This is a genomic window from Streptomyces sp. NBC_00203 (assembly GCF_045206325.1).
Classification (GTDB): domain Bacteria; phylum Actinomycetota; class Actinomycetes; order Streptomycetales; family Streptomycetaceae; genus Streptomyces; species Streptomyces lutosisoli.
The window spans coordinates 5463099-5484339 of record NZ_CP108126.1 but is presented as its reverse complement, the minus strand read 5'-3'; the positions used below and the strand labels follow the sequence as shown (position 1 = coordinate 5484339).

Genomic DNA, 21241 nt, shown 5'->3' with positions numbered 1-21241 from the left:
AGTAGACCCGTGATGACCCGTTACGCCCGCCGGACCCGCCGGACCTTGCAGGTGGCCGGTGCCGGTGCCGCCGCGCTGCTGGCCCTGAGCGCCTGCTCCTCCTCCGACGACTCGTCGGCCAAGTCGGACCCGTCGGCCTCGTCGTCCTCGTCGCCGAAGCTGTCGGGCACGGTGACCGTCTTCGCCGCCGCCTCCCTCAAGGAGAGCTTCACGACGCTGGGCAAGGAGTTCGAGAAGGCCCACCCCGGTACGAAGGTGACCTTCAGCTTCGGCGGCAGCGACACGCTCGCCGCGAGCATCACCGGGGGAGCTCCGGCCGATGTCTTCGCCGCCGCGAGCCCCAAGACGATGGCGATCGTGACGGACGCGAAGGACGGGGTCGGCACCCCGGCCACCTTCGTCCGCAACCAGCTGGAGATCGCGACCCTGCCCGGCAACCCCGACAAGGTCGCCTCACTGAAGGACCTCACCAAGTCCGGCCTCAAGGTCGTACTCTGCGACAAGACGGTGCCGTGCGGCGCCGCCGCGCAGAAGGCGCTGGACGCCAGCAGCCTCAAGCTCACCCCGGTCTCGTACGAGCAGGACGTCAAGAGCGCCCTGACGAAGGTGGAGCTGAAGGAGGCCGACGCCGCCGTCGTCTACAAGACCGATGTGAAGGCGGCGGGTGACAAGGTGGAGGGCGTGGAGTTCCCCGAGTCGGCCAAGGCCATCAACGACTACCCGATCACCCTGCTCAAGGACGCGCCCAACGCGGCCGCGGCCAAGGCGTTCATCGAGCTCGTGACGTCCGCCGAGGGCCAGAAGGTGCTGACGGCGGCAGGGTTCCTCAAGCCGTGACCACGCAGCTGGGCAAGCCGGACGCCGCGGCCGACACCCTCACGGGTGGGCCGCGGCGTCGGCGCGTCAGGGCGGGCACGCGCCGTGGGGCTCCGCTTCCCCTGCTGCTGCCCGCCCTCGCCGGCCTGGCCTTCCTGCTCCTCCCCCTGATCGCCCTGCTCGTCCGGGCCCCCTGGCGCAGCCTGCCGGAGCAGCTGACCAGTCCGGAGGTCTGGCAGGCCCTCCAGCTGTCCCTGGTCACCGCGACGGCGGCCACCGCGGTGAGCCTGGTCCTCGGCGTGCCGCTCGCCTGGCTCCTCGCCCGGACCGACTTCCCGGGGCGCGGCTTCGTACGGGCCCTGGTCACCCTGCCGCTCGTCCTGCCCCCGGTGGTGGGCGGTGTCGCATTGCTCCTCGCCCTCGGCCGCAACGGCGTCGTCGGGCAGTGGCTGGACTCGTGGTTCGGGATCACCCTGCCGTTCACCACGGCCGGGGTGGTCGTGGCCGAGGCGTTCGTCGCGATGCCGTTCCTCGTCATCAGCGTGGAGGGCACCCTGCGGTCCGCCGACCCACGTTACGAGGAGGCCGCCGCGACCCTCGGCGCCTCCCGCTTCACCGCGTTCCGCCGGGTCACCCTGCCGCTGATCGCGCCCGGCATCGCGGCCGGTTCCGTACTGGCGTGGGCCCGCGCACTCGGTGAGTTCGGCGCGACGATCACCTTCGCGGGCAACTTCCCCGGCCGTACGCAGACGATGCCGCTGGCGGTCTACTTGGCCCTGCAGAGCGACCCGGCCGCCGCGATCGCGCTGAGCCTGGTGCTGCTGATGGTGTCGATCGCCGTCCTTGCGGGGTTGCGGGACCGTTGGATGACGGCGGCGTCATGAAGCACTTGAGTGACGTAGACGCAGGAGCAGTCTCGGACAAGGGCCTGGACGCCCGCCTGGTCGTCCACCGCGGCTCCTTCCACCTCGATGTGTCGCTGTCGGCCGCGCCCGGTGACGTCGTCGCACTGCTCGGCCCCAACGGCGCCGGAAAGTCCACCGCGCTCCGCGCCCTGGCCGGACTCGCCCCGCTGTCGGACGGCGGCCACCTGCGGCTGGACGGCGCGGCCCTGGACCGTACGCCGCCCGAGTCCCGCACGGTGGGCGTCGTCTTCCAGGACTATCTGCTGTTCCCGCACCTGACCGCGCTCGACAACGTCGCCTTCGGGCCGCGCTGCCAGGGCGTGCCCAAGGCGGAGGCCCGGGCGCAGGCGGCGGCATGGCTGGAGCGCATGGGCCTGGCCGACCACGGCGGAGCCAAGCCACGCCGTCTCTCCGGCGGCCAGGCACAACGCGTCGCCCTCGCCCGCGCACTGGCCACGCACCCCCGGCTGCTCCTGCTCGACGAACCGCTGGCCGCGCTGGACGCCCGCACCCGCCTCGACGTCCGGGCCCAACTCCGGCGCCATCTGGCCGGCTTCGAGGCCGTCGCCGTACTCGTGACGCACGACCCGCTGGACGCCATGGTGCTGGCCGACCGGCTGGTGGTCGTCGAACACGGCCGGGTCGTCCAGGAGGGCACCCCCTCCGACATCGCCCGCCATCCGCGCACCGACTACATCGCCCAGCTGGTCGGGCTCAACCTCTACCAGGGGCAGGCCGAGGGCCACGAGGTCCGGCTGGACGCAGGCACAGACACCGGCACGGGCACGGCGACGACCACGATCACCACCACCGAGGACCTGACCGGCCCGGTGTTCGTGGCCTTCCCGCCCGGCGCCGTCACCCTCTACCGCGACCGCCCCACCGGCTCCAGCGCCCGCAACCTGTGGCAGTGCCGGGTCGGCGGCCTGGAAACACACGGCGACCAGATCCGCGTGGACCTGACCGGCGAACTCCCCCTGGCCGCCGACCTGACGACGGTCGCCGTGGCGGAACTCGACCTGCATCCGGGCGCCCCGGTGTGGGCGACGGTGAAGGCGACACAGACGCACGCGTACCCGGCGTAATCAGCCGCTCGGCGGCACCGCGTCCGCGCGCACCATCACGCAGTCGAACTCGACCACCCGCCCGGTGGCCGGTTCCCGCGACACGGGGTACATGCCGGTGATCTCGAATCCGCTGCCCTCGTACACGGCGATCGACTCGGCCATCCGCGGACTGCCCTCGTACAGCCGCAGCGTGGCGACCTCGGACTGCATTCCGACGAACGCGGCGACGCGTTCCCCGGCACCCGCGAAGACCTCCAGGTCGTACCCCTGGGTGTCCATCTTCAGATAGGGCCGGGGGTCGGTGATCCCGGCGAGCGCCTTGTCCATCATGCCGTCCAGTCGGCGGATCTCGATGTCCTCGGTACGGGACTTCGCGAACCGCTTGTAGCGGTCCTTGCCGTAATCGCTGGGCTGGAGAAGGGAGTTCATGGTGTTCCAGCCCACGTTGATGGACTGGGTGGCGTCCTCGCGCCCCAGCCCGATCCGGTGCACCCACCACTCCGCATCGCCCTCGGCGGCCTTCTGGAGCTTGCCGAACGCCTCCGCCGTGGGTTCGAAGGAGACGATCCGGCCCCGGTAGCCGAGGCGGCGCAACTGCCGTCCGTACTGGCCGGAGTTGGCGCCCACGTCGAAGACGCAGTTCACCTCGCAGCGCTCCAGCAGCGCGGCGACGTGCTGACCGCACAGATACGCGGCGGCCGCCACCTGGAACCGGCGTTCGTCGGCCGCCGCCGCCTTCTCGTCGAGAATCAGCCGCGCACCCGAGGCCCCGAGCGCCACGTCCTTCCAGGCCCCCGCCGTGCCGCGCAGCACCAGATCGGCCCGCGGCCCCACCGGAACGCGGGTGCGCTCACCCCGCCGGTAGACCACCGCCGCGCCCGAACCGAGTTCCAGCACCCGCACCCCGATCCGGGGAAGCAGACCTAGCAGTTTTCTGTGAAGGGTCGGCATCTGCGCACCCTTTCAGACATTCCGCGGAGTCCACCAGGAGTTGGAGAAAGCCTTGCGGGGAGGGGCGGGAGCCGCCGAGGGATCGTCCCGTACGGCTACGGGGCGTTGACCCGGGGCCAGAGATTGCCCTAAGAGGAGTGAGCCGAACACCGACTCCGACTCCGACGGCTCCCACTCCCACCCCACTCCCAGCAAGGGCATGTGATGACCTCTCCCTCCTCCGAGACGTCCGGCATACCGGCGACAGCCACCGCTCTCGGCATGCGGCCGCACCCCGAAGGCGGCTGGTTCGTCGAGACATGGCGCGCGGAGCAGACCTTCCGGCCCGACGGCTACCCCGGCCCCCGTGCCGCCGCGACCGGCATCTACTTCCTGCTCGCCCCCGGAGACACGTCCGCGTGGCACACGGTGCGCTCCGAAGAACTCTGGCTCTGGCACCGCGGCGGCCCCCTGGAACTCGTCCTCGGCGGCGACGGCGACAGGCCCGACCCCGAACCGACGGTCGTCCGCCTCGGCCCCGCCGTCGAGGACGGCGAGCGCCCCCAGGCCCTCGTACCCGGCGGAGTCTGGCAGGCCGCCCGCCCTGCAACGGACCAGGAGGTACTGGTCAGCTGCGTCGTGGCACCCGGCTTCGACTACGAGGACTTCCGCCTGGAGGGTCGTCCGTAGAGGTTTCCTCGCCCCCGCCGCCCCTACCCGTCCCATCCCGTTCCTGGGGGCTGCGCCCCCAGACCCCCCTAAAAGATTGCGCAGTTCCCCGCGCCCCTAAAGGGGCGCGGGGCTGTGTCGATATGCGGCTCCGCCGCGTGGGCGCGAGCAACCCCCACCGGCCCGCAGCCGACGAACCAGGGCGGGCGGGGTATCGCGGGGCGAAGCCCCGCGCCTTCAGGGGCGCGGGGAACTGCGCGACCAGCCCCCACCAGCCCGCGGCCAAAGCACTCACCCGCATCACCACCCCCACCCCCGTACCCCTTAGCGGCTTTGTGACGTACGGCCCTGGTTGCGGATCAGCAGAGGCGGGCATCACCCGAAGGCAGGACCGGCCGCGCAGCGTGTCGTGCGGGTCCCGGCCGGCGGGGATGGAGCCGTCGGGTGCTGGTTGTCCTGGGAGGGGAAGAGAGGTGTCCGTCATGCGTGCGCACCAGCGCGCCGTCCGGCCGACCGCCCGCGTGGAGTACACACTGCCGCGCGCGGCCGTCTCGGCGGGCAGGGCCCGCAGGTTGACGTCGGCGTTTCTCACCCGGCCGCGGCCACGGATGGCAGCACCGACCGCCGACCAGGTCGACGACGCCACGCTGATCGCCTCAGAACTGGTCGCCAACGCCGTACGGCACGGCCGCACCGGTTGTCGGCTGCGGCTGCAGCTGGGGCACGGGCAGGTGACCGTCGAGGTCCACGACGACAGCCCGGGGCGCCCGCGTGTCGGCCCGCTGGACACGGACTCGGAGAGCGGGCGCGGGCTCGCGATGGTCCAGGAACTCGCCCACAGCCTGGAGGTCGTCAGCACGGGCTTCGGCGGCAAGACGGTCCGTGCGGTGCTGGCGGTGTGACCGCCCGTTCACCGGGTGAGGTCTTGAGTTTCGCGGGACTGGAACGCGGGTAGAACCGCGCGCTCGGCGCGCGTCCGAGAAATTTCCCGGGAATTCATTCGGAACAGACGGAGCAGCCGTCGGAGAAGCCGGAACCGTTGGGAAAAGCAGATGGCCGGGGCCGCACCTCGCGGTGCTGGCCCCGGCCACCTGTATGCATCAACCGACTCAGAAGTCAGGCGTCAGCGGTCCCGGACTAGGCGGGGACGATGTTCTCCGCCTGCGGGCCCTTCTGGCCCTGCGTGACGTCGAACGTCACCTTCTGGCCTTCCTGGAGCTCACGGAAGCCCTGGGTGGCGATGTTCGAGTAGTGAGCGAAGACGTCGGCGCCGCCGCCGTCCTGCTCGATGAAGCCGAAGCCCTTTTCCGCGTTGAACCACTTCACGGTGCCAGTAGCCATAATCAAATCTCCTTCGGGGCAAAGCTCGAGAGCCCACACTGTGTGGACTCACGTCGCCGCAATGATTGCCCCGTCCGGAAAATGCACCGGAAAAACTTTGGGAACCACAACTGCAACTGATAACGACACTAGCACGATGCGAGCCCGGGAGGAGGCGCACTATCTCACCCCGCGCCGGGGAATAGAAAAACCTGACGGCGCCACGAGCCAAATTCTGCACTGGCCACAACAGATATCCACGCCCGCCAGACACCCCCGCAGAGCGGGCAGTCAGGCGTCCTGCGTCGCCGACCCGCGCAGTTCCGCGTTGAGCCGCAGGGCCTCGTCGAGGCGGTCCTCCAGGGTGACGATGCGGCAGGCCGCCTCGACCGGCGTGCCCTGGTCGACCAGTTCGCGGGCGCGGGCCGCGACACGCAGCTGGCGGCGGGAGTAACGGCGGTGGCCGCCCTCGGACCGCAGCGGGGTGATCAGACCCGCCTCGCCGACGGCGCGCAGGAACGCGGGGGTGGCGCCGATCATCTCGGCGGCGCGGCCCATCGTGTACGCGGGGTAGTCGTCGTCTTCGAAACGGTCGCTGGGACTCGCTGAAGATCCCTGGGGCAGGTGCATCACCTCCACTCTGACAGATCCACGAACAGATCCGCGGCGGGCGTCCGCCGCGGGACACGGCCCGGCGCGCCGGGCCCGCTCACCCGGACGGCTCCGTGCGCTGGTGGGCGACCGTGCCCGGTGGTGGCGTGGGAGGACACACCGCGTCCTCGGGAGGCCTCCGTCATGAACCGTTCGTCGTCCTGTCTCCTCGCGTCCGCCCTGACCGCGGGCATGCTGCTGTCGACGGCCGCGTGCTCGAGCGGGGGCGGGGACAGCGGTTCCGGCCATACGGAGGTCTCCGCCTCCGCCCTGGCCAAGGAGGCCCCCACCAAGTCACCCAGCGCGTCCGCCACGCCCTCGCTCACCGAGGCACAGGCCCGGAGCGCGCTGATCACCAACGCCGACCTGGGGTCGCAGTGGACCGAGACGGAGGGCGCGGCGACCTGGCGGGACGCGCTGCTCAAGAGCAAGGTCGACGCGTCGGCCTTCGTCGAGAACAAGGGGGACGCCGCCGACTGCCAGCAGCTTCTCGACGGTCTGTACGCGGAGGATCTGCTGGGTACGCCGAAGGGGGCCCAGGCCGTCACCGGCTTCGACGACAGCGACAACGAAGGGCAGATGCGTTACCAGGTCGCCGCGTACGACCGGGCCGGGCTGGACTCGAAGCTGGCGTGGATGCAGACGCTGCCGACGAAGTGCGACCAGTTCACGGCCATCGACAACAAGGGCGGGAAGCAGACCGTCCAGGTCGTCTCGGCGTCGCCGCCCGACGTGGGTGACGCCCGGGTGGGGCTGCAGATGACCATGACCGGGGAACTCGACGGCAACCCCTCGACGCTGACCCTGGACATCGGTGCCGTACGAGTCGGCGACAACGCCATCTACGTCACCAACGGCGGCCTCAACGGCTCCGACGGCAACTCCACCGTCCAGGCCGTCGAGGCCGGCACCCAACGCCTCCAGGACGTCATGTCAGGCAAGACCCCGCCCCAGGCCCCGACCCCGAGCTGAGACCGGGCGTTTCCTCGCCCCCGCCGCCCCTACCCGTCCCATCCCTGGGGGCTCCGCCCCCAGACCCCCAAAAGATTGCGCAGTTCCCCGCGCCCCTGAAAGACGGGGGTGGTTCGTCGTCTGCGGGGCGGTGGGGGTTGCTCGCGCAGTTCCCCGCGCCCCTGACGGCTCGGGGCTGCGCCCCGTCGCCCCCGGCCCGCCACCGGTTCTTTTAGGGGCGCGGGGAACTGCGCAATCTTTTAGGCGCGCCCCCACCCACCCGCAGCCGACACACAACCCCCGGGGTCGAAGGGGCAGAGCCCCTGGGGATGGGACGGGTAGGGGCGGCGGGGCGAGGAAACGCACCCCCCACAGCCCCCTCTTCGACGTTTCCAGGCCCCCGCACAGCCCCACTGGCTAGCCTCCAGACGCGTACAGCCATGGCACAAGGGCGGGAACGAGCGCGCGTGGAGAACCAGGAGTACCCGGCACCCCGGCGCGGCCTGGCGGACGGCATCCGCGTCGCCGCCCGCGCCCTCGTCCACATCCTGCTCGGCGGCCTCGCACTGATCGCGATCGCCACCACCCTCTCCGTCCTCGGCCCCACCTTCGCCCTCGACATCGCCACCCCCGCGATGGCGGCCTGGTGGACGGTCTTCACGGCCGTCGCCGTCCAGGGCATCCCCTTCCTCCTCCTCGGCACCCTCGTCTCCGCAGCGATCGGCGCCTTCGTCCCCGAACACGTCTTCACCAGACTCCTCCCCCGCAACCCGGCACTCGCGGTCCCCGTGGCGGGCGCGGCCGGAGTCGTACTCCCCGGCTGCGAGTGCGCCTCCGTCCCCGTCGCGGGGAGCCTGATGCGCCGCGGGGTCGCCCCGGCCGCCGCCCTCGCCTTCCTTCTCTCCGCGCCCGCGATCAACCCGGTCGTGCTGGTCGCCACGTCGATCGCCTTCCCGGGGCAGCCGATGATGGTGCTGGCCCGGCTCGTCGCCTCCCTCGCGACGGCCGTCGTGATGGGCTGGCTGTGGGTCCGCTTCGGGCGCGACGAATGGCTCCGGCCCCCGTCGGCCCGCTCCGCACCGTCCACCGGCTCCCGCTGGGACGGCTTCCGCGCCGGACTCCAGCACGACTTCCTGCACGCGGGCGGTTTCCTGGTGCTCGGGGCCGCGGCGGCGGCGACGTTCAACATCGTCGTGCCCAGGTCGGTCCTCGACGTCTTCACCGGCTCGGCCTGGCTGTCGGTGCTGCTGCTCGCCGTCCTCGCCGTCGTGCTGTGCGTGTGCAGCGAGGCCGACGCCTTCGTGGCCGCGTCCCTGACGGGCTTCTCACCGACAGCACGGCTGGCGTTCATGGTCGTCGGCCCGATGGTCGACCTCAAACTGATCGCGCTCCAGGCCGGCACCTTCGGCAAGGCCTTCGCGGCTCGCTTCTCCTCCGTGACCTGGGTGGTGGCTCTGGTGAGCAGTTCGCTGGTCGGGTGGTGGCTCCTGTGAGGCGGTACGGAGCCGCGCTGCTGCTCCTGCTGAGCGGGGCGGCGGTGCTGCGGATCTCCCTCTTCAGCGACCTGTATCTGCGGTATGTGCAGGCGGGGCTACGGATGTACCTGGTCGTGTCCGGGGTGGTACTGGTCGTGCTCGGCGTCCTGGCCGCCGTACGCGCGACGACTAGGACGTACGCCCATGAACACACCCCCGAGGACGACCAGGGCGACCAGGGCCACGACCACACCCGAACCCCCCGCATCGCCTGGCTGCTCGCCGTCCCCGCCGCCGCCCTGCTCCTCTTCCCGCCCCCGGCCCTCGGCTCGTACAGCGCCGAACGTGAAGCCGCCCAGCGCGCGGCCCAGGGCGTGGGCACCTTCCCGGCGCTTCCCTCCGGGAACCCCGTGGAGCTGACCCTCGGCCAGTTCACCTCCCGCGCGATCTACGACAGCGGCAGGTCACTCTCGGGCCGTACCGTCCGGATGACCGGCTTCGTCACCCGGGGCGACAACGGCACCTGGTACCTGGCCCGGCTGCTCATCACGTGCTGCGCGGCCGACGCGAGCACGTACAAGATCCGGATCAAGGGCGCCGACGCCCCCGTGAACGACACCTGGGTCACCGTCACCGGCACCTGGCACCCCAAGGGGAAGCTGGGCTCGGAGGAGGCGTGGCCGCCGGTGCTGGACGCCGCGTCGGTGAAGACGGTGAAGCAGCCCGACAACCCGTACGAGCGCCGCTGAGCGACCCCGGGGAAATTCAGGCACGCCCCCACGCCCGCTTAGCCCCGCCCCGTGGCTACGGCGTGACGACCGGGAAGGCCTTGTCCGGCTCGGAGGCGTACGACAGCAGGCGGGCCAGGAGTTCCGTGTCGCCGTCGGTCTCGATGCCGGCGAGGCCCTGGCCGGCGAGCAGACCGCGCAGTTCGGGCCGGGTGAGGATCAGCGTCAGTCCCGCGTGCGGCTTCGGTGTGTGGTGGACCGGCATGCTGCGATGGGTGAGTGCCCCGTGGTGGAGGTTGACGCGGTGGCGGCGCTGTTCGTCGATGACGATGAAGTCGAGGGTGAGGTGCTCGTTCCAGGCGCGCGGGCCGTCGATGCGGACGGCGAGCGAGTCGAGGAGCATGCTCACGGTCAGCGCGGACGCCATCTCGGAGCCGGCGGTGTCGATGTCGCTGGCGGCCGGGCCCTCGCGCAGTTCCAGGGCGGCCGTCAGATAGAAGTTGCGCCAGGTGCCGTTCTCGGCGCCGTGCCCGAGCCGGTCGTAGACGCCGGCGAGGGCTTCCTTGGCGGCGGTGCTCGACGGGTCGGCGAAGACGACGTGATTGAGGAGCGTGGCGGCGAAACGGAGATCGCCGCCGTCGACGTACGTACGGGCCTTCGCCAGCGCCTGCTCCGTGCCGCCCGCCAGCTCGACGTAGCGCCGGGCGAGCTCGACGGGCGGATGCTCCCAGAGGTGGGCGGGATTGCCGTCGTACCACCCCATGTACCGCTGATAGACGGCCTTGACGTTGTGGCTCACGGATCCGTAGTAGCCGCGCGCGTGCCAGGAGTTCTCCAGGTCGGGCGGCAGGCGCAGCTCCTCGGCGATCTCGGGGCCGGTGAGACCGTTGTTGAGGAGGCGGAGGGTCTGGTCGTGCAGGTAGGCGTACAGGTCCCGCTGTTCGCCGAGGAACCGGACGACGTTCTCGCGCCCCCAGGTGGGCCAGTGGTGGGAGGCGAACGCGACGTCGTACGCATCGCCGAAGATGTCGATCGTCTCGTCGAGGTAGCGGGCCCAGACGCGGGCGTCGCGGACCAGGGCGCCGCGCAGGGTGAGCAGGTTGTGCAGGGTGTGGCTGGCGTTCTCGGCGACGCACAGGGCGCGCTGGTCGCGCAGCAGGAAGTTCATCTCGGCGGGTGCCTCGGTGCCGGGCGTCAGCTGGAAGACGAACCGCACCCCGTCGACGGTCTCCTCCTGCCCGGTACGGGTGATGTCCACGGTCGGCGCGATCAGGCCGACGCTCCCGGTGGAGGTGATGGTGCCGAGCCCGGTGCCGATCTGCCCGTCCGGCGCCTTCGGCAGGTGCTGCCCGTACATGAACGCGGCCCGCCGCAGCATGGCGTTGCCCGCGTGGACGTTCTCGCTGACCGCGTGCTCCAGGAACCCCTCCGGGGCGAGCACGGGCAGCCCGCCCTCACTGCCGTGCGGCAGCACCCCGCGGGCCCCGCCGAAGTGGTCGACGTGCGAGTGGGTGTAGATCAGCCCGGTCACGGGCCGCGGTCCCCGGTGCTCCCGGTACAGCGCGAGGGCGGCCGCCGCGCACTCGGCGGAGATCAGCGGGTCGACGACGACCACGCCGTGCTTGCCCTCGACGACGGTCATGTTCGAGAGATCGAGCCCCCGAACCTGATAGACGCCCTCGGTGACCTCGTACAACCCCTGCCGCGCACACAACCGCGCCTGCCGCCACAGACTCGGATGCGCGGTCTGTGGACACTCACCGTCCAAAAACGCGTACCCGTCCCCGTCGTAGACGACCCGCCCCTCCTCGTCCCTGACGACACCCGGCACCAACGCCGCGATGAACCCCCGATCGGCGTTCTCGAAGTCCGCGAGATCGTCGAAGGGAAGGTCATCACGCGCCGGGGCAGTCATACGGCCAGCCTGTGCGGCGGGCTGGGGGACGGCTAGCGGTGTGAGCCGTTCGAGGGGTGGGTCAGAGCCGGTCCATCCGGGTGTAGGGGCTGAGGACGCGGACCTGGCGGGCGCCGAAGTCGACGAGCATCGCGATGCCCTCTTCGACGCCGACGATCGTGCCCAGGCCGTACTGGTCGTGGGAGACACGGTCTCCGAGGCTGAACTCCTTGGCCACGGGGATGACCGGGGCAGCGAAGGGGCTGGTGGGCAGGTGGCGCCGGGGCGCGGAGGATTTCGACATCGTGTAGCCAGTATGGGCCCTATTCCGGCGGGCGGTAGGGCCTGATGGTCTCGATCCCGCTCCGACTCGGGGTTCATGGCTCTCAGCCGCCGGACAGCTTTGTGGCTGTCGGCGCGGGTACCGGGACGTTCTCCCCGGACTTCCCCCAGGACGACGGCGCCAGTCTGTCGCGTACGTCCGCCGTGACGCGGGAGGCGAGATCGGAGACGGTGGCGGGGAGCTGGGCCGTTCGGGCCGGGTGCTTGCCGTGGGCGGGGTGCTGGGCAAAGAGGGCGACCGTGACGGCGAGTCGTTCGTCATACGTGGTGTGCCAGAGCGTGCGCGTGCCGGCACTGCCGGTGAACGTGGGCAGCGGGCCGCCCTCGGAGTACACGAGCTTGTCGGCCACGTCCACGGCGCGCCGGTCCATCGCGGTGCGGGTGTCCGGGTGGGCCGTGTAGACGGTGCGGCCCCCGCGGGTGATCTTCCGGACGGTGTAGGGCTGGGCGTAGGTGCCGTTCGCCGCCGCCGTGGCGTACGCCGAGGCCAGCCGGAGCGGGGTGGGCGCGGCGGACTTCCCCAGGGTGGTCAGTGGCTCGCCGAGCTTCGTCACCGTGAACGGCAGGAGCGCCGTGCCCGCCTCCACCGCTCCGTGCAGCGCGTCGTTGAAGGGCTGGCGGGCGTAGTCCGCGCCGCCGTACAGGACCCGGACCGCACCGTCTCCGGGGACCAGCGCGACCACCGCCGTGTGGAGCTGGGTGTCCTTCTCGGCCGGCTGGTCGGCCACCAGCTCCGCCGTCGCGTCCTGGGCCGTCAGGTCGAAGGTGGTGCGCACGGTGTAGCCGCCGCGGGCCAGCTCGTCCTGGGTGATGCCCAGCCGGTCGGCGGCCTCCGCGGCGGCCACGTCGATCAGGTACTGGCGCTGGCCGTCGGTGTCACCGGGCGGATAGAAGCGGAACGCCGGGAAGCGGGCCGCGGTGCGCTGGGCCGTTGTGATGGCTCCGCTGTCGGCCATCGCGTCCAGCACCCACTCCCACCGGTCCGTCAGCTTCGCCGTCACCTTCGCGTCCGAGCCCGCCTTCTCGTAGTACGAGGGGATGTTGACGATGGCGGCCAGAGCGGCTCCCTGGCTGACGGTCAGGTCCTTCGCGTCCACGCCGAAGTAGTTGCGTGCCGCCGCCTGGATGCCCGCCGCGCCCCGGCCGAAGTACACCGTGTTGAGGTAGCCCTCCAGGATCTCGTCCTTCGACCTCGTCCGGTCCAGCTTGATCGCGATCAGGGCCTCCCGCGCCTTGCGGGACAACGACTGCTGCGGGCTGAGCAGCGCGTTCTTCACGTACTGCTGCGTGATCGTGGAACCGCCCTGCCGGCCGCCCCCGCTCACCGTCGACCACGCCGCCCGGGCGATCGCGCTCGGCGAGATCCCGCTGTCCGTACGGAAGGAACGGTTCTCCGCGGCAATCACCGCCTCCTGCACATGCCGCGGCACCTGCGAGAGCGGCACCTCCTGACGGTCGACCGGCCCGCGCCGCCCCAGATAATCGCCGTGCGCGTCGACGAACACGGTGCTCTGCATCGCCGTCTCCGGATGCGGCTCGGGGATGATCGTCATCTTGTACGCCACCACGGCCGCGCCGACGAGCGTCAGCAGGACGACGAGCAGCGCGACCAGCACGCGCCGCAGCCGGCGGCCACGGGTGCGGCGGGCCCGGACACGGCGGGCGCGGAGGTGGCGGGCCAGGCGGGCGAGGGCGCGTCGGTGGAGGGCACGTCGGGTGCCCACGGGGGCTTGCGCGGCCGCCTTCTTCCCGTCCTTCCTCCCGGCCCTCACTGCCCGAACTCCTCGCTCGCGATCACCCCGCCCGCCGAGTCGTACACCGTGACTCTCCTCGTGATGCCGAGCACGCTGTCCGCGGACGTCACGGAGTCCGGCACCTTCATCACCAGGTACCAGACACCCCAGCCGGGCTTGCCCGCGAGCGTGAGCGCGGTGCCGTCGCGGTCGCCGGCGGCGGTCTTGACCTCGACGCGCGCCGGTTCGCCCTTGCCGTGGAAGATGCCGGAGAGGAAGTAGCTCTTCCCGTCCCCCGACTGCTGGAGGCTGACGCCGGAGCTGCTCATGTCGAGGTTCCCGTCCGTGACGCTGCGGAACTGGGCGCCGGGCGCCCCCGGCTCCAGCCAGTGCTTGCCGTCCTCGGTCAGCCAGATCTTGGTGCCGGGCGCGACCCGCACCCGCTCGCCGGGTGTCACGACCCGCACCTTCCCCGCGGGCGCGGAAGCCGAGGGCGAGGGGCTCGTGCTGCCGGCGCTCGCGGCGGGCGGCCGCACGTGCTCGCCGGGCCCGGAGGCCGTACCGTCGCGGAGCACCACCACCACCGCCAGCGGCACCAGCAGCGCCCCGCAGGCGGCGCCCAGCACGGCGGTCCTGCGGCGCCGCCCCCGCCGGCGGCCGTCGCGCTCGATGGCGGCCAGCGGTACCGCGGAGGGCGTGACGTCGTACGCGGCCTCGGTGAACACCTCGCGCAGCCGCTCGGCCTCAGCGGCCGGCGGGCGCGGGGAACGGAACAGGTGGTTCATGGGCGGGCTCCGGAAACGGGGGGTCGGCCGGCGAACAAGGGGTGGGCGCGCAGGGCCGCGAGGCCGCGCCGGGCATGCGTCTTGACCGTGCCGACCGAGCAGCCGAGCAACTGCGCTATCTCGGCCTCGCTCAGGTCCTCCCAGTAGCGCAGCACCATCACGGCACGCTGCCGCGCCGACAGCGCGGCCAGCGCCTGGTCCAGGGCCGCCCGCTGCTCGACGGCCTCCGCGTGCCCGGGCTCGCGCTGGTGCACCCGCTCGGGCAGGAACGGCGTCAGCAGCTGCGCGACCCGTCTCTTGCGCACCCGGCTGAGGTTGTTGTTGACCAGCGAGCGGCGTACGTAGAAGTCGACGTCGTCGCGCGGGATGCGCCGCCAGCGTGCGTAGACCTTGGCCAGCGTGGTCTGGACGAGATCCTCGGCCTCGTGGAAGTCACCGGTGAGCATGTGCGCGGTGCGCACGAGGCGGGGCCAGGCCGCGGTGGCGTACGCGGCGAAGTCGCCGTTGTCGGCCGGGACTTGGGAGGCGCCGACAGGAACTTCGGAGATTTCGGAGAGATCGGCGGGAACTTGGGAGGCGTCGGTGGGGTAGTGCGGCACGGCCGGCGGTCCCTCGGGGTCGGGTACGTGGGGGGTGGGGGTGGGCGGTGCGGGGGAGTCGAGACCTGAACAACCCGACTCCCCCGCCCGCACGGTCAGTTCAGCTTCAGCTGGGCGTAGACCTTGCCGTGGGTGGTGTAGACGGTGACGGCGTCGAAGTAGTCGAGGCCTCCCTTGTCATCGCCGGCCGGCACCTCGGCGGTGGCGTACCAGACGCCCCAGCCGGGCTTGCCCGCCAGCTCCAGGAGCTTGCCGTGCACGGTCCCGGCCTTGGTCTCCACCTCGACGCGGGACGCGGTGCCCTTGCCGCCGTAGTAGAGGCCGGAGAGGAAGTAGTGGCCGTCCACGCCTTCCGTCTGCATCGACACACCGGGCTGGGTGAGGTCGATGTTCCCGTCGACCACGCTGCGGAACTGCGGCTCGGGAGACTCGGGCGTCGTCCAGTACTTGCCCTCCTCCGTGAGCCAGATCTCCGCGCCGCCCGGGACCTTCACATGCTCGCCGGGCGCGACGACTCGGGCCGAAGGTGACTTCTTGGCAGCCGACTTGGCGACTGACTTGGCGGCTGACTTCGTGGTCTGGACGACCTGTCGGTCGGTGCCGTGCGCCGCCTTCCCCGGTGAGGCGGCGTACGACACCGTGGGCGCCCCCACCAGTGCTACGGCGACCGCGGTGGCGGCCAGGTACTTCCGCTTCCGTGACATGGAACGGATCGTGGAACGGATCATTGAACGGACAACTCCTCGCGTTGTACGACATCCGAAACTGGCTGGAGGGCGCCTCTCCACCCCTTCAAACTCCCGGCGCTCGCACCCCGGATGACACGGAGGCCGAAAATTCTTCGCCGGGAATTCCTCGCGGGTGTCATGTCAGCGCGCTCCCCGCCTGCCACTGCTCCCAGCTCACGTTCCAGTCGCCGTACCCGTTGCCGGCCGCCACCGTGTCCTTGGAGCCGACGACCGTGACGACGTCGCCGGGGATGACCTCGTCGTAGAACCTCTTCGCCGTGCCGTCGGTGGCGAGCCCGACGCAGCCGTGGGTGACGTTCTGGTGCCCGGCGTACGTGTTGGCCTTCGGGTTCTGGTGGAGGTAGGTGCCGGAGGTGGTGAGGTGGACGGCGTAGTAGTAATAGCCCGCGTAGGAGTCGCCGTAGCCGACGGTCCGCGAGTCCATGAAGACCTTGGCCGACTTGTCGGAGACGACCATCGTGCCGTTCCAGGTGTCCATGCCCGGGGCGCCCGCGGTGATCGGCACGCGGCGCGTCGAACCGGCCTTCTCAACCGTCATGGTGTGTGTACGGACATCGACCGTGGCGACGAGGGAGCGGCCCACCGTGAAGTGGCGAGTGATTCCGGCACCGGCCCGGACGGTGACCGCCGTGCCGGGCTTCCAGTACGCGCGCGGGCGGAAGTCGACGCGCTGCCCGTCGCCGAGATTGCGGTCCTCGACCCAGCTCCATGAGCCCTCGACATCAGCTGCGGTGACCTTCAACTGCCGCTCCACATCGACCCGTTCGGCGGCCGGTATCACGTGGTCGAAGGTCACGGATATGGGCATCCCGACGCCCACGGTCTGCCCTTCGGCGATGTTGACGCGCGCGCCCCGCAGGGACTTGAGGGGGGTTGGGGTGGGGGTGGCGCTGGGCGTGGGCTTCGGTGAGGGGTTGAGGGTGACGGTGCCGGCCGGCTTCGCGTCCGCGTCCGCCCCGGTCCCCGCGCTCGTGCCCCCGCTCCCGTCGGCCACGGCCCGCGCCGAGCAGCCCGCCAGCGCGAGCGCGCACAGGGCCGCCGCGCCCCAGGCGCGACCGATCCGCCGCCGCCTGGCTTCTGTTGGCCTCGTACTCCTCGTACTCCCTGTGCTCCCCGCGGTCCCCGTGGTCATCGCGATCCCCCTGTGGTGTGTTTCGATGTGCGACGTACGGGACCTGTACGCACGGCACGGACGGCCGGGTTGCATCGGGCCGCGGAAATTCCGGAAACTCCGGCGGGGGGCATGACCGAGGAAGAGTTCGACGCGTTCTACGCGACCGCGTTCCCCCGGCTGACCGGCCAGCTCTTCGCGTTCACCGGGGACCACGGCGAGGCGCAGGACGTCGTCCAGGAGGCGTTCGTACGCGCCTGGGACCGGCGGCGGGAGTTCCTCGCCGACGGGGCGCCCGAGGCGTGGATACGGACCGTGGCGATGCGGCTCGCGGTGAGCCGCTGGCGTCGTGCGCGCCGCTGGCTGGAGCTGGTCCGGCGCACTCCGCCGCCCGAGCACACGCCTGGCCCCGACCCCGAGCGCACCGCCCTGGTGGCCGCGCTGCGCACGCTGCCCGAGGCGCAGCGGATGGCCCTGGTTCTGCACCATCTGTGCGACCTGAGTGTCGAGCAGGTAGCCTCCGAAACCGGTGCCCCCGTCGGCACGGTCAAGGCCCGGCTGTCCCGTGGCCGGGCGGCGCTGGCGCGGGTGCTCTCGGTGGACTCGACGGACTCCGCGGACGAGGGGGAGAGGGAGGGCGGCCGTGTCCGATGAACTCACCTCGGGCCTCAGGGAGTTGGCCGCCGAAGGTGAAACGCTCCCGGTGCTGTCCGGTGCGGAGATCCGCGGCCGGGCGGTACGTCGTCGGCGGCGCCGTCGTACGAGCGTGGCCGTGGCGGGTGCCTCCGCCGCCGTGGCGCTCGCCCTGGTCGTCGCGGTGAACCTCGGCGGCGGTCACACGGAGCGGCGGCCGTCGCCGGCCGCCAGCCCGACCGGTACGCCGAGTCTTCCGGCGACGCCCGATGCCACGGTCGATCTCTCCCGGCGTGTCATCTCGGTCGCGGGGCGCGAGCTGCCGCTCTCCTCCGGCTCCGAGTGGGCGCCCACGGGGACGGGCCGGATGATGGTCATCGCCAAGGAGCCCGCCAAGGTGCTCCCCGCTACCGAAGCCGGCTTCAAGGTCGCGTACGACCTCAAGGTGCCCTGGGTCATCGAGTTCAGCACCTCCGACGGGACGGCGAACTACATCGCCGGCCTCACCTACGACGAGAAGGCTCCCGGCAACTACGACCGCACCACCGGTTGGATCGGCCTGCGTACGGCCGACGCGAAGTGGCTGTACGCGCAGCTGCAACTCGGCTCCCTGATCGACATCGAGGGAACGGCACCCTCACCCGTCCCTACGGCTACCGCCGGTTCGGGTGCGGGCGCGGGCGCCTCGACCGGCTAGGTTTTCGCCCCCGCCGCCCCTACCCGTCCCATCCCTGGGGGCTGCGCCCCCAGACCCCCCTAAAAGATTGCGCAGTTCCCCGCGCCCCTTTTTAGGGGCGCGGGGAACTGCGCAATCTTTTGGACCAGCCCCCACCCACCCGCAGACGACACACAACGCATCCCGGGGTCGAAGGGGCAGAGCCCCTGGGGATGGGACGGGTAGGGGCGGCGGGGGCGAAATCAGAGCGGAGGCTGGGCCGGGGCCGGGCCCAGGGTGGTGGTGCCGGGGGCCGTGCGGTGGCCGAGGCCGGTGCGGTAGGCGTCGAGGGCCGCCTCGATGCGGCCGGTGCGACGGAGCAGGTCGCCGAGGAGGCGGCACAGATCCGCGAGGTCCCCCGCGGCCCCGGCCCGCTCCAGCAGACTCATCGCCCGTACGTAGTGCTCCTCCGCCGTCTCCGTGTCCCGCGCGTCCTCCGCGATGATGCCGAGGAGCCGGTGCGCCCCGGCCGAGTGGATGGCCCCCCGCTCGGGGCTGAGGTCGCCCAGCACCTCGTGCAGCAGCCCCGCGGCCTCGTCGGACTTCCCCCGCCGGTGGAGCACGTCGGCCAGTTCCACGGCGACCTGGCTGGTGTAGAGGGCGGCCCGCTTGGCGGAGAGCATGGCCTGGGCCTCGCGCAACTCGCTCTCCGCCCGCTCCAGTTCGCCGTTCTGGGCGTACAGATACCCGCGCATCCAGTGACAGTTGGCGAGCTCGGTACGGATCTGGAGCTGGCGGTAGAGCTCGGCGGCCTTGGCGAGGGACGCATCGGCCTCGGCCATCCGCCCCTCGGCGATCATCGTCCGCGCCACCGAGCGGTGCATGCGGGCGACCAGCGCCGGGTCCCCGACCTGGGGGGCCAGGGCCAGCGCGAACTCGGCCGCCTGGGCCGCCCGGGCGTGCGCGCCCATGTCCATGTAGGGCGCTATGACACCCGTGTAGAGGAGCAGGAGGGCGTCCGGATCGTGCAGCCCTGTCCGGTTGAGCTCATCGAGCGTGGACTCGAACAGGTAGCAGGCGTAACGGAGTTCACCGGCGAGATAGTGGGAGACCGCCCGTCCGCGCACGGCGGGCACGCGCTGCGGGAGCGGTGCGTCGCCGGTCCTGCGCTCCGATTCCTCGAACCGCTCACGTGCCGTGGCCAGGTCGCCCGTCTCCAGGGCGCATTCACCGAGCCCCAGCAGCGCGGCGGCCTGCTCGGCGACCAGCCCGTGCGCGTCGGCCTCCGCGAGGAGCCCGGTGTACTGCTCGGCGGCGACCTCGGCCTCACCGGTGGCGAGCGTGCGCTGCGCGTCGGTCAGGCGCAGCCGGAGGTCGGTGGCGAGGTGGGCGGGGCGGCCGGTGGCGAGCTCCTCGTAGGCGATCCCGAGCCGGTCGGCGATGTGCCGCAGCGCGAGCTCGGAGGCCCGCACCCGGCCGGCCTCCAGGGTGGAGATGTACGCGGGCGTGTACGCGGGTTCCGCCAGCTGCTTCTGCGTCAACCCGCGTTCCGTACGCAGCTGTTGCACCCTGCGCCCGATGATCTCCGGGCCGTCACGCTCCGCCATGTATTAAGCATGCCATTAAGTCGACTTACGTTCGGTCAACTCCTGACTATTGTCCAACTCCCCTGGGCCCTCTTGCCCTTTGGCGCCGGGAGCCCCTACGTTAAGCGACGGATTAAGCCCGCTTAATACTGCGCTGTTGTTGCGAGGTCGCCGTGCTCCGACGTATTTTCGCGCGCTACTCCAGAGGGTTCGGTGCGGCCGTCATCGCGGTCGCGGCACTGGTCACCGCGGCGAACGCGGGCCCGGCCCGGGCGGCGGAGCCGCACTCCGCCACGCAGGTCCCCGCGTCTTTCGGCGGCACTTCTCCTACCCTGACTCCGTGACCTCTTCCGCCGCCCGCACCGCGCTGGACATCACCGCCGACCTCCCGGTCCCCGCCCTGGAGGACTTCTACCGGGACCTGCACCGCCATCCCGAGCTGTCGCTGGAAGAACACCGGACGGCGGCCCTCCTCGCGGAGCGGCTGCGGAAGGCCGGGTACGAGACCGCCGAGGGCGTGGGCGGCACGGGAGTCGTGGGCGTGCTGCGGAACGGCGACGGGCCCACCGTGCTCCTGCGCGCCGACATGGACGCGCTGCCCGTCACCGAGGAGACCGGGCTGCCGTACGCCTCCGAGACCGCCGGAGTCATGCACGCCTGCGGTCACGACCTGCACGTCACCTGGCTGACGGGCGCCGCCGACGCGCTCGCGGCGGGACGCGACACCTGGTCCGGCACGCTGGTCGTGCTCGGGCAGCCCGCCGAGGAGACGGGCGAGGGCGCGGCGCGGATGGTCGCCGACGGGCTGTACGAGCGGTTTCCGCGGCCCGATGTACTGCTCGCCCAGCACGCGGCGCCCGGCCCCGCCGGGCTGTACGCGCACTCCCCGGGGCTGATCATGTCCGCCGCCACCGACATCGACATCGTCGTGCACGGGCGCGGCGGGCACGGTTCGCGGCCGGAGGCGACAGTCGACCCCGTGGTGACGGCGGCGTACATCGTCACCCGGCTGCAGACCGTCGTCAGCCGGGAGGTCGCCGCGCGCGACTCCGCCGTCCTGACCGTGGGGCGGATCGAGGCGGGCACCCGGCACAACATCATCCCGTCCGAGGCCCGCATCGCCCTCAACCTCCGTACGCAGTCGGAGGAGGTGCGGGAGCGGATGATCGCCGCGATCCGGCGTATCGCGGCGGGCGAGTGCCTGGCGGCCGGCTGCCCGCGCGAGCCCGAGGTGACCGTCGGCAGCAGCTTCCCGGTGACCGTCAACGACCCCGACACCGACCGTCGTATCGCCGCCGTGCACGGTGAGGTCTTCGGCGCCGGGACGATCCTCGACCCGGGTCCGGCGATGGGCAGCGAGGACTTCTCCCGGCTGGCGGAGGGCGGCCTGCCGTACTCCTACTGGTTCGTGACGAGCACCCCGGCCGACGTCTGGAACGCGGCCCCCGGCGGCGACGACGTCCTGCGGAAGATCGCGGCCGTGCCCAGCAACCACAGCCCGCTCTTCGCCCCCGACCTGAGCACGGTCGCGCCGGGTGTGCGGACGCTGGTGTCGGGGGCGCTGGCGTCGTTGTCGGTGGCGTGACCTAGTCTTCGCTCACTCGCCACACGAGGCACACAGGCCCCGCACGGCCACGCATGG

The 21241-nt window shown here is 71.6% G+C and carries 23 protein-coding genes; 11 read left to right on the top strand and 12 right to left on the bottom strand.

Annotated features, from left to right (window positions below):
* The first annotated feature begins 12 nt into the window (after positions 1–12).
* From modA to OG975_RS24635, 3 genes are read left to right on the top strand one after another with little or no spacing between them, the layout of a single operon-like run.
* On the top strand, positions 13–837 hold the full coding sequence (gene modA / locus OG975_RS24645; protein WP_406331514.1) for a molybdate ABC transporter substrate-binding protein: 825 nt from the start codon (positions 13–15) through the stop codon (positions 835–837).
* Positions 834–1700, top strand: a complete 867-nt coding sequence (locus OG975_RS24640; RefSeq protein ID WP_406331513.1) for an ABC transporter permease — start codon at positions 834–836, stop codon at positions 1698–1700. Before modA ends, OG975_RS24640 begins: the two co-directional genes overlap by 4 nt.
* The gene (locus OG975_RS24635) at positions 1697–2806 is read left to right on the top strand and encodes an ABC transporter ATP-binding protein (protein ID WP_406331512.1); all 1110 of its coding nucleotides are present in this window, start codon (positions 1697–1699) and stop codon (positions 2804–2806) included. The genes OG975_RS24640 and OG975_RS24635 overlap by 4 nt, the downstream gene beginning before the upstream one ends.
* On the opposite strand, the gene OG975_RS24630 is transcribed toward OG975_RS24635, so the two are convergent.
* On the bottom strand, positions 2807–3739 hold the full coding sequence (locus OG975_RS24630; protein ID WP_406331511.1) for an FkbM family methyltransferase: 933 nt from the start codon (positions 3737–3739) through the stop codon (positions 2807–2809).
* 204 nt (positions 3740–3943) lie between these two features.
* Between OG975_RS24630 and OG975_RS24625 the strand changes: the two genes are divergently transcribed.
* Both OG975_RS24625 and OG975_RS24620 read left to right on the top strand, forming a co-directional pair.
* Positions 3944–4408, top strand: coding sequence for a cupin domain-containing protein (locus tag OG975_RS24625; RefSeq protein WP_406331510.1), 465 nt, complete (start codon positions 3944–3946; stop codon positions 4406–4408).
* Between the two features lie 461 nt (positions 4409–4869).
* Positions 4870–5289 (top strand): ATP-binding protein, encoded by a 420-nt coding sequence (locus OG975_RS24620; RefSeq protein WP_369260719.1) that lies wholly within the window; start codon positions 4870–4872, stop codon positions 5287–5289.
* 235 nt (positions 5290–5524) lie between these two features.
* On the opposite strand, the gene OG975_RS24615 is transcribed toward OG975_RS24620, so the two are convergent.
* Together OG975_RS24615 and OG975_RS24610 are read right to left on the bottom strand one after the other, a co-directional pair.
* Positions 5525–5728, bottom strand: coding sequence for a cold-shock protein (locus OG975_RS24615; RefSeq protein WP_010986199.1), 204 nt, complete (start codon positions 5726–5728; stop codon positions 5525–5527).
* A 270-nt stretch (positions 5729–5998) separates the two neighbouring features.
* Complete coding sequence (locus OG975_RS24610) at positions 5999–6337, bottom strand: MerR family transcriptional regulator (RefSeq protein ID WP_406331509.1); 339 nt, start codon at positions 6335–6337, stop codon at positions 5999–6001.
* Positions 6338–6502: 165 nt separating this feature from the next.
* Here OG975_RS24610 and OG975_RS24605 point away from each other — a divergent pair, with 165 nt between their 5' ends.
* The 3 genes from OG975_RS24605 (at position 6503) to OG975_RS24595 (ending at position 9533) form a co-directional block, all read left to right on the top strand.
* Positions 6503–7330, top strand: coding sequence for a hypothetical protein (locus OG975_RS24605; protein ID WP_406331508.1), 828 nt, complete (start codon positions 6503–6505; stop codon positions 7328–7330).
* A 419-nt stretch (positions 7331–7749) separates the two neighbouring features.
* On the top strand, positions 7750–8802 hold the full coding sequence (locus OG975_RS24600) for a permease (protein ID WP_406331507.1): 1053 nt from the start codon (positions 7750–7752) through the stop codon (positions 8800–8802).
* Positions 8799–9533, top strand: coding sequence for a TIGR03943 family putative permease subunit (locus tag OG975_RS24595; protein WP_406331506.1), 735 nt, complete (start codon positions 8799–8801; stop codon positions 9531–9533). The genes OG975_RS24600 and OG975_RS24595 overlap by 4 nt, the downstream gene beginning before the upstream one ends.
* Positions 9534–9588: 55 nt before the next feature.
* On the opposite strand, the gene OG975_RS24590 is transcribed toward OG975_RS24595, so the two are convergent.
* The 7 genes from OG975_RS24590 to OG975_RS24560 form a co-directional block, all read right to left on the bottom strand.
* The gene (locus OG975_RS24590) at positions 9589–11427 is read right to left on the bottom strand and encodes an alkyl/aryl-sulfatase (RefSeq protein ID WP_406331505.1); all 1839 of its coding nucleotides are present in this window, start codon (positions 11425–11427) and stop codon (positions 9589–9591) included.
* Positions 11428–11488: 61 nt separating this feature from the next.
* The gene (locus tag OG975_RS24585; RefSeq protein WP_327430204.1) at positions 11489–11710 is read right to left on the bottom strand and encodes a hypothetical protein; all 222 of its coding nucleotides are present in this window, start codon (positions 11708–11710) and stop codon (positions 11489–11491) included.
* A gap of 82 nt (positions 11711–11792) precedes the next feature.
* A complete protein-coding gene (locus OG975_RS24580; protein ID WP_406331504.1) occupies positions 11793–13520 on the bottom strand; it encodes a transglycosylase domain-containing protein in 1728 nt (575 codons plus the stop codon).
* Positions 13517–14266, bottom strand: coding sequence for a hypothetical protein (locus OG975_RS24575; RefSeq protein ID WP_406331503.1), 750 nt, complete (start codon positions 14264–14266; stop codon positions 13517–13519). The genes OG975_RS24580 and OG975_RS24575 overlap by 4 nt, the downstream gene beginning before the upstream one ends.
* A complete protein-coding gene (locus tag OG975_RS24570) occupies positions 14263–14814 on the bottom strand; it encodes a SigE family RNA polymerase sigma factor (RefSeq protein WP_406336439.1) in 552 nt (183 codons plus the stop codon). The genes OG975_RS24575 and OG975_RS24570 overlap by 4 nt, the downstream gene beginning before the upstream one ends.
* Positions 14815–14960: 146 nt before the next feature.
* Positions 14961–15569: a hypothetical protein gene (locus tag OG975_RS24565; protein ID WP_406331502.1), complete on the bottom strand. Its 609-nt coding sequence runs from the start codon at positions 15567–15569 to the stop codon at positions 14961–14963.
* Positions 15570–15729: 160 nt separating this feature from the next.
* Entirely contained in the window at positions 15730–16746 is a 1017-nt protein-coding gene (locus tag OG975_RS24560) for a L,D-transpeptidase (protein WP_406331501.1), read from the bottom strand.
* Between the two features lie 111 nt (positions 16747–16857).
* Here OG975_RS24560 and OG975_RS24555 point away from each other — a divergent pair, with 111 nt between their 5' ends.
* Positions 16858–17379, top strand: coding sequence for a SigE family RNA polymerase sigma factor (locus tag OG975_RS24555; RefSeq protein WP_327430199.1), 522 nt, complete (start codon positions 16858–16860; stop codon positions 17377–17379).
* Complete coding sequence (locus tag OG975_RS24550; protein ID WP_406331500.1) at positions 17369–18055, top strand: L,D-transpeptidase; 687 nt, start codon at positions 17369–17371, stop codon at positions 18053–18055. Before OG975_RS24555 ends, OG975_RS24550 begins: the two co-directional genes overlap by 11 nt.
* Before the next feature lie 221 nt (positions 18056–18276).
* Here the strand turns inward: OG975_RS24550 and OG975_RS24545 are convergent, their stop codons facing one another.
* Together OG975_RS24545 and OG975_RS24540 are read right to left on the bottom strand one after the other, a co-directional pair.
* The gene (locus OG975_RS24545) at positions 18277–19620 is read right to left on the bottom strand and encodes a helix-turn-helix domain-containing protein (protein WP_406331499.1); all 1344 of its coding nucleotides are present in this window, start codon (positions 19618–19620) and stop codon (positions 18277–18279) included.
* 175 nt (positions 19621–19795) lie between these two features.
* On the bottom strand, positions 19796–19921 hold the full coding sequence (locus tag OG975_RS24540) for a hypothetical protein (protein WP_406336795.1): 126 nt from the start codon (positions 19919–19921) through the stop codon (positions 19796–19798).
* An 18-nt stretch (positions 19922–19939) separates the two neighbouring features.
* Here OG975_RS24540 and OG975_RS24535 point away from each other — a divergent pair, with 18 nt between their 5' ends.
* Positions 19940–21184, top strand: coding sequence for an amidohydrolase (locus tag OG975_RS24535; RefSeq protein WP_406331497.1), 1245 nt, complete (start codon positions 19940–19942; stop codon positions 21182–21184).
* Positions 21185–21241: the final 57 nt, after the last annotated feature.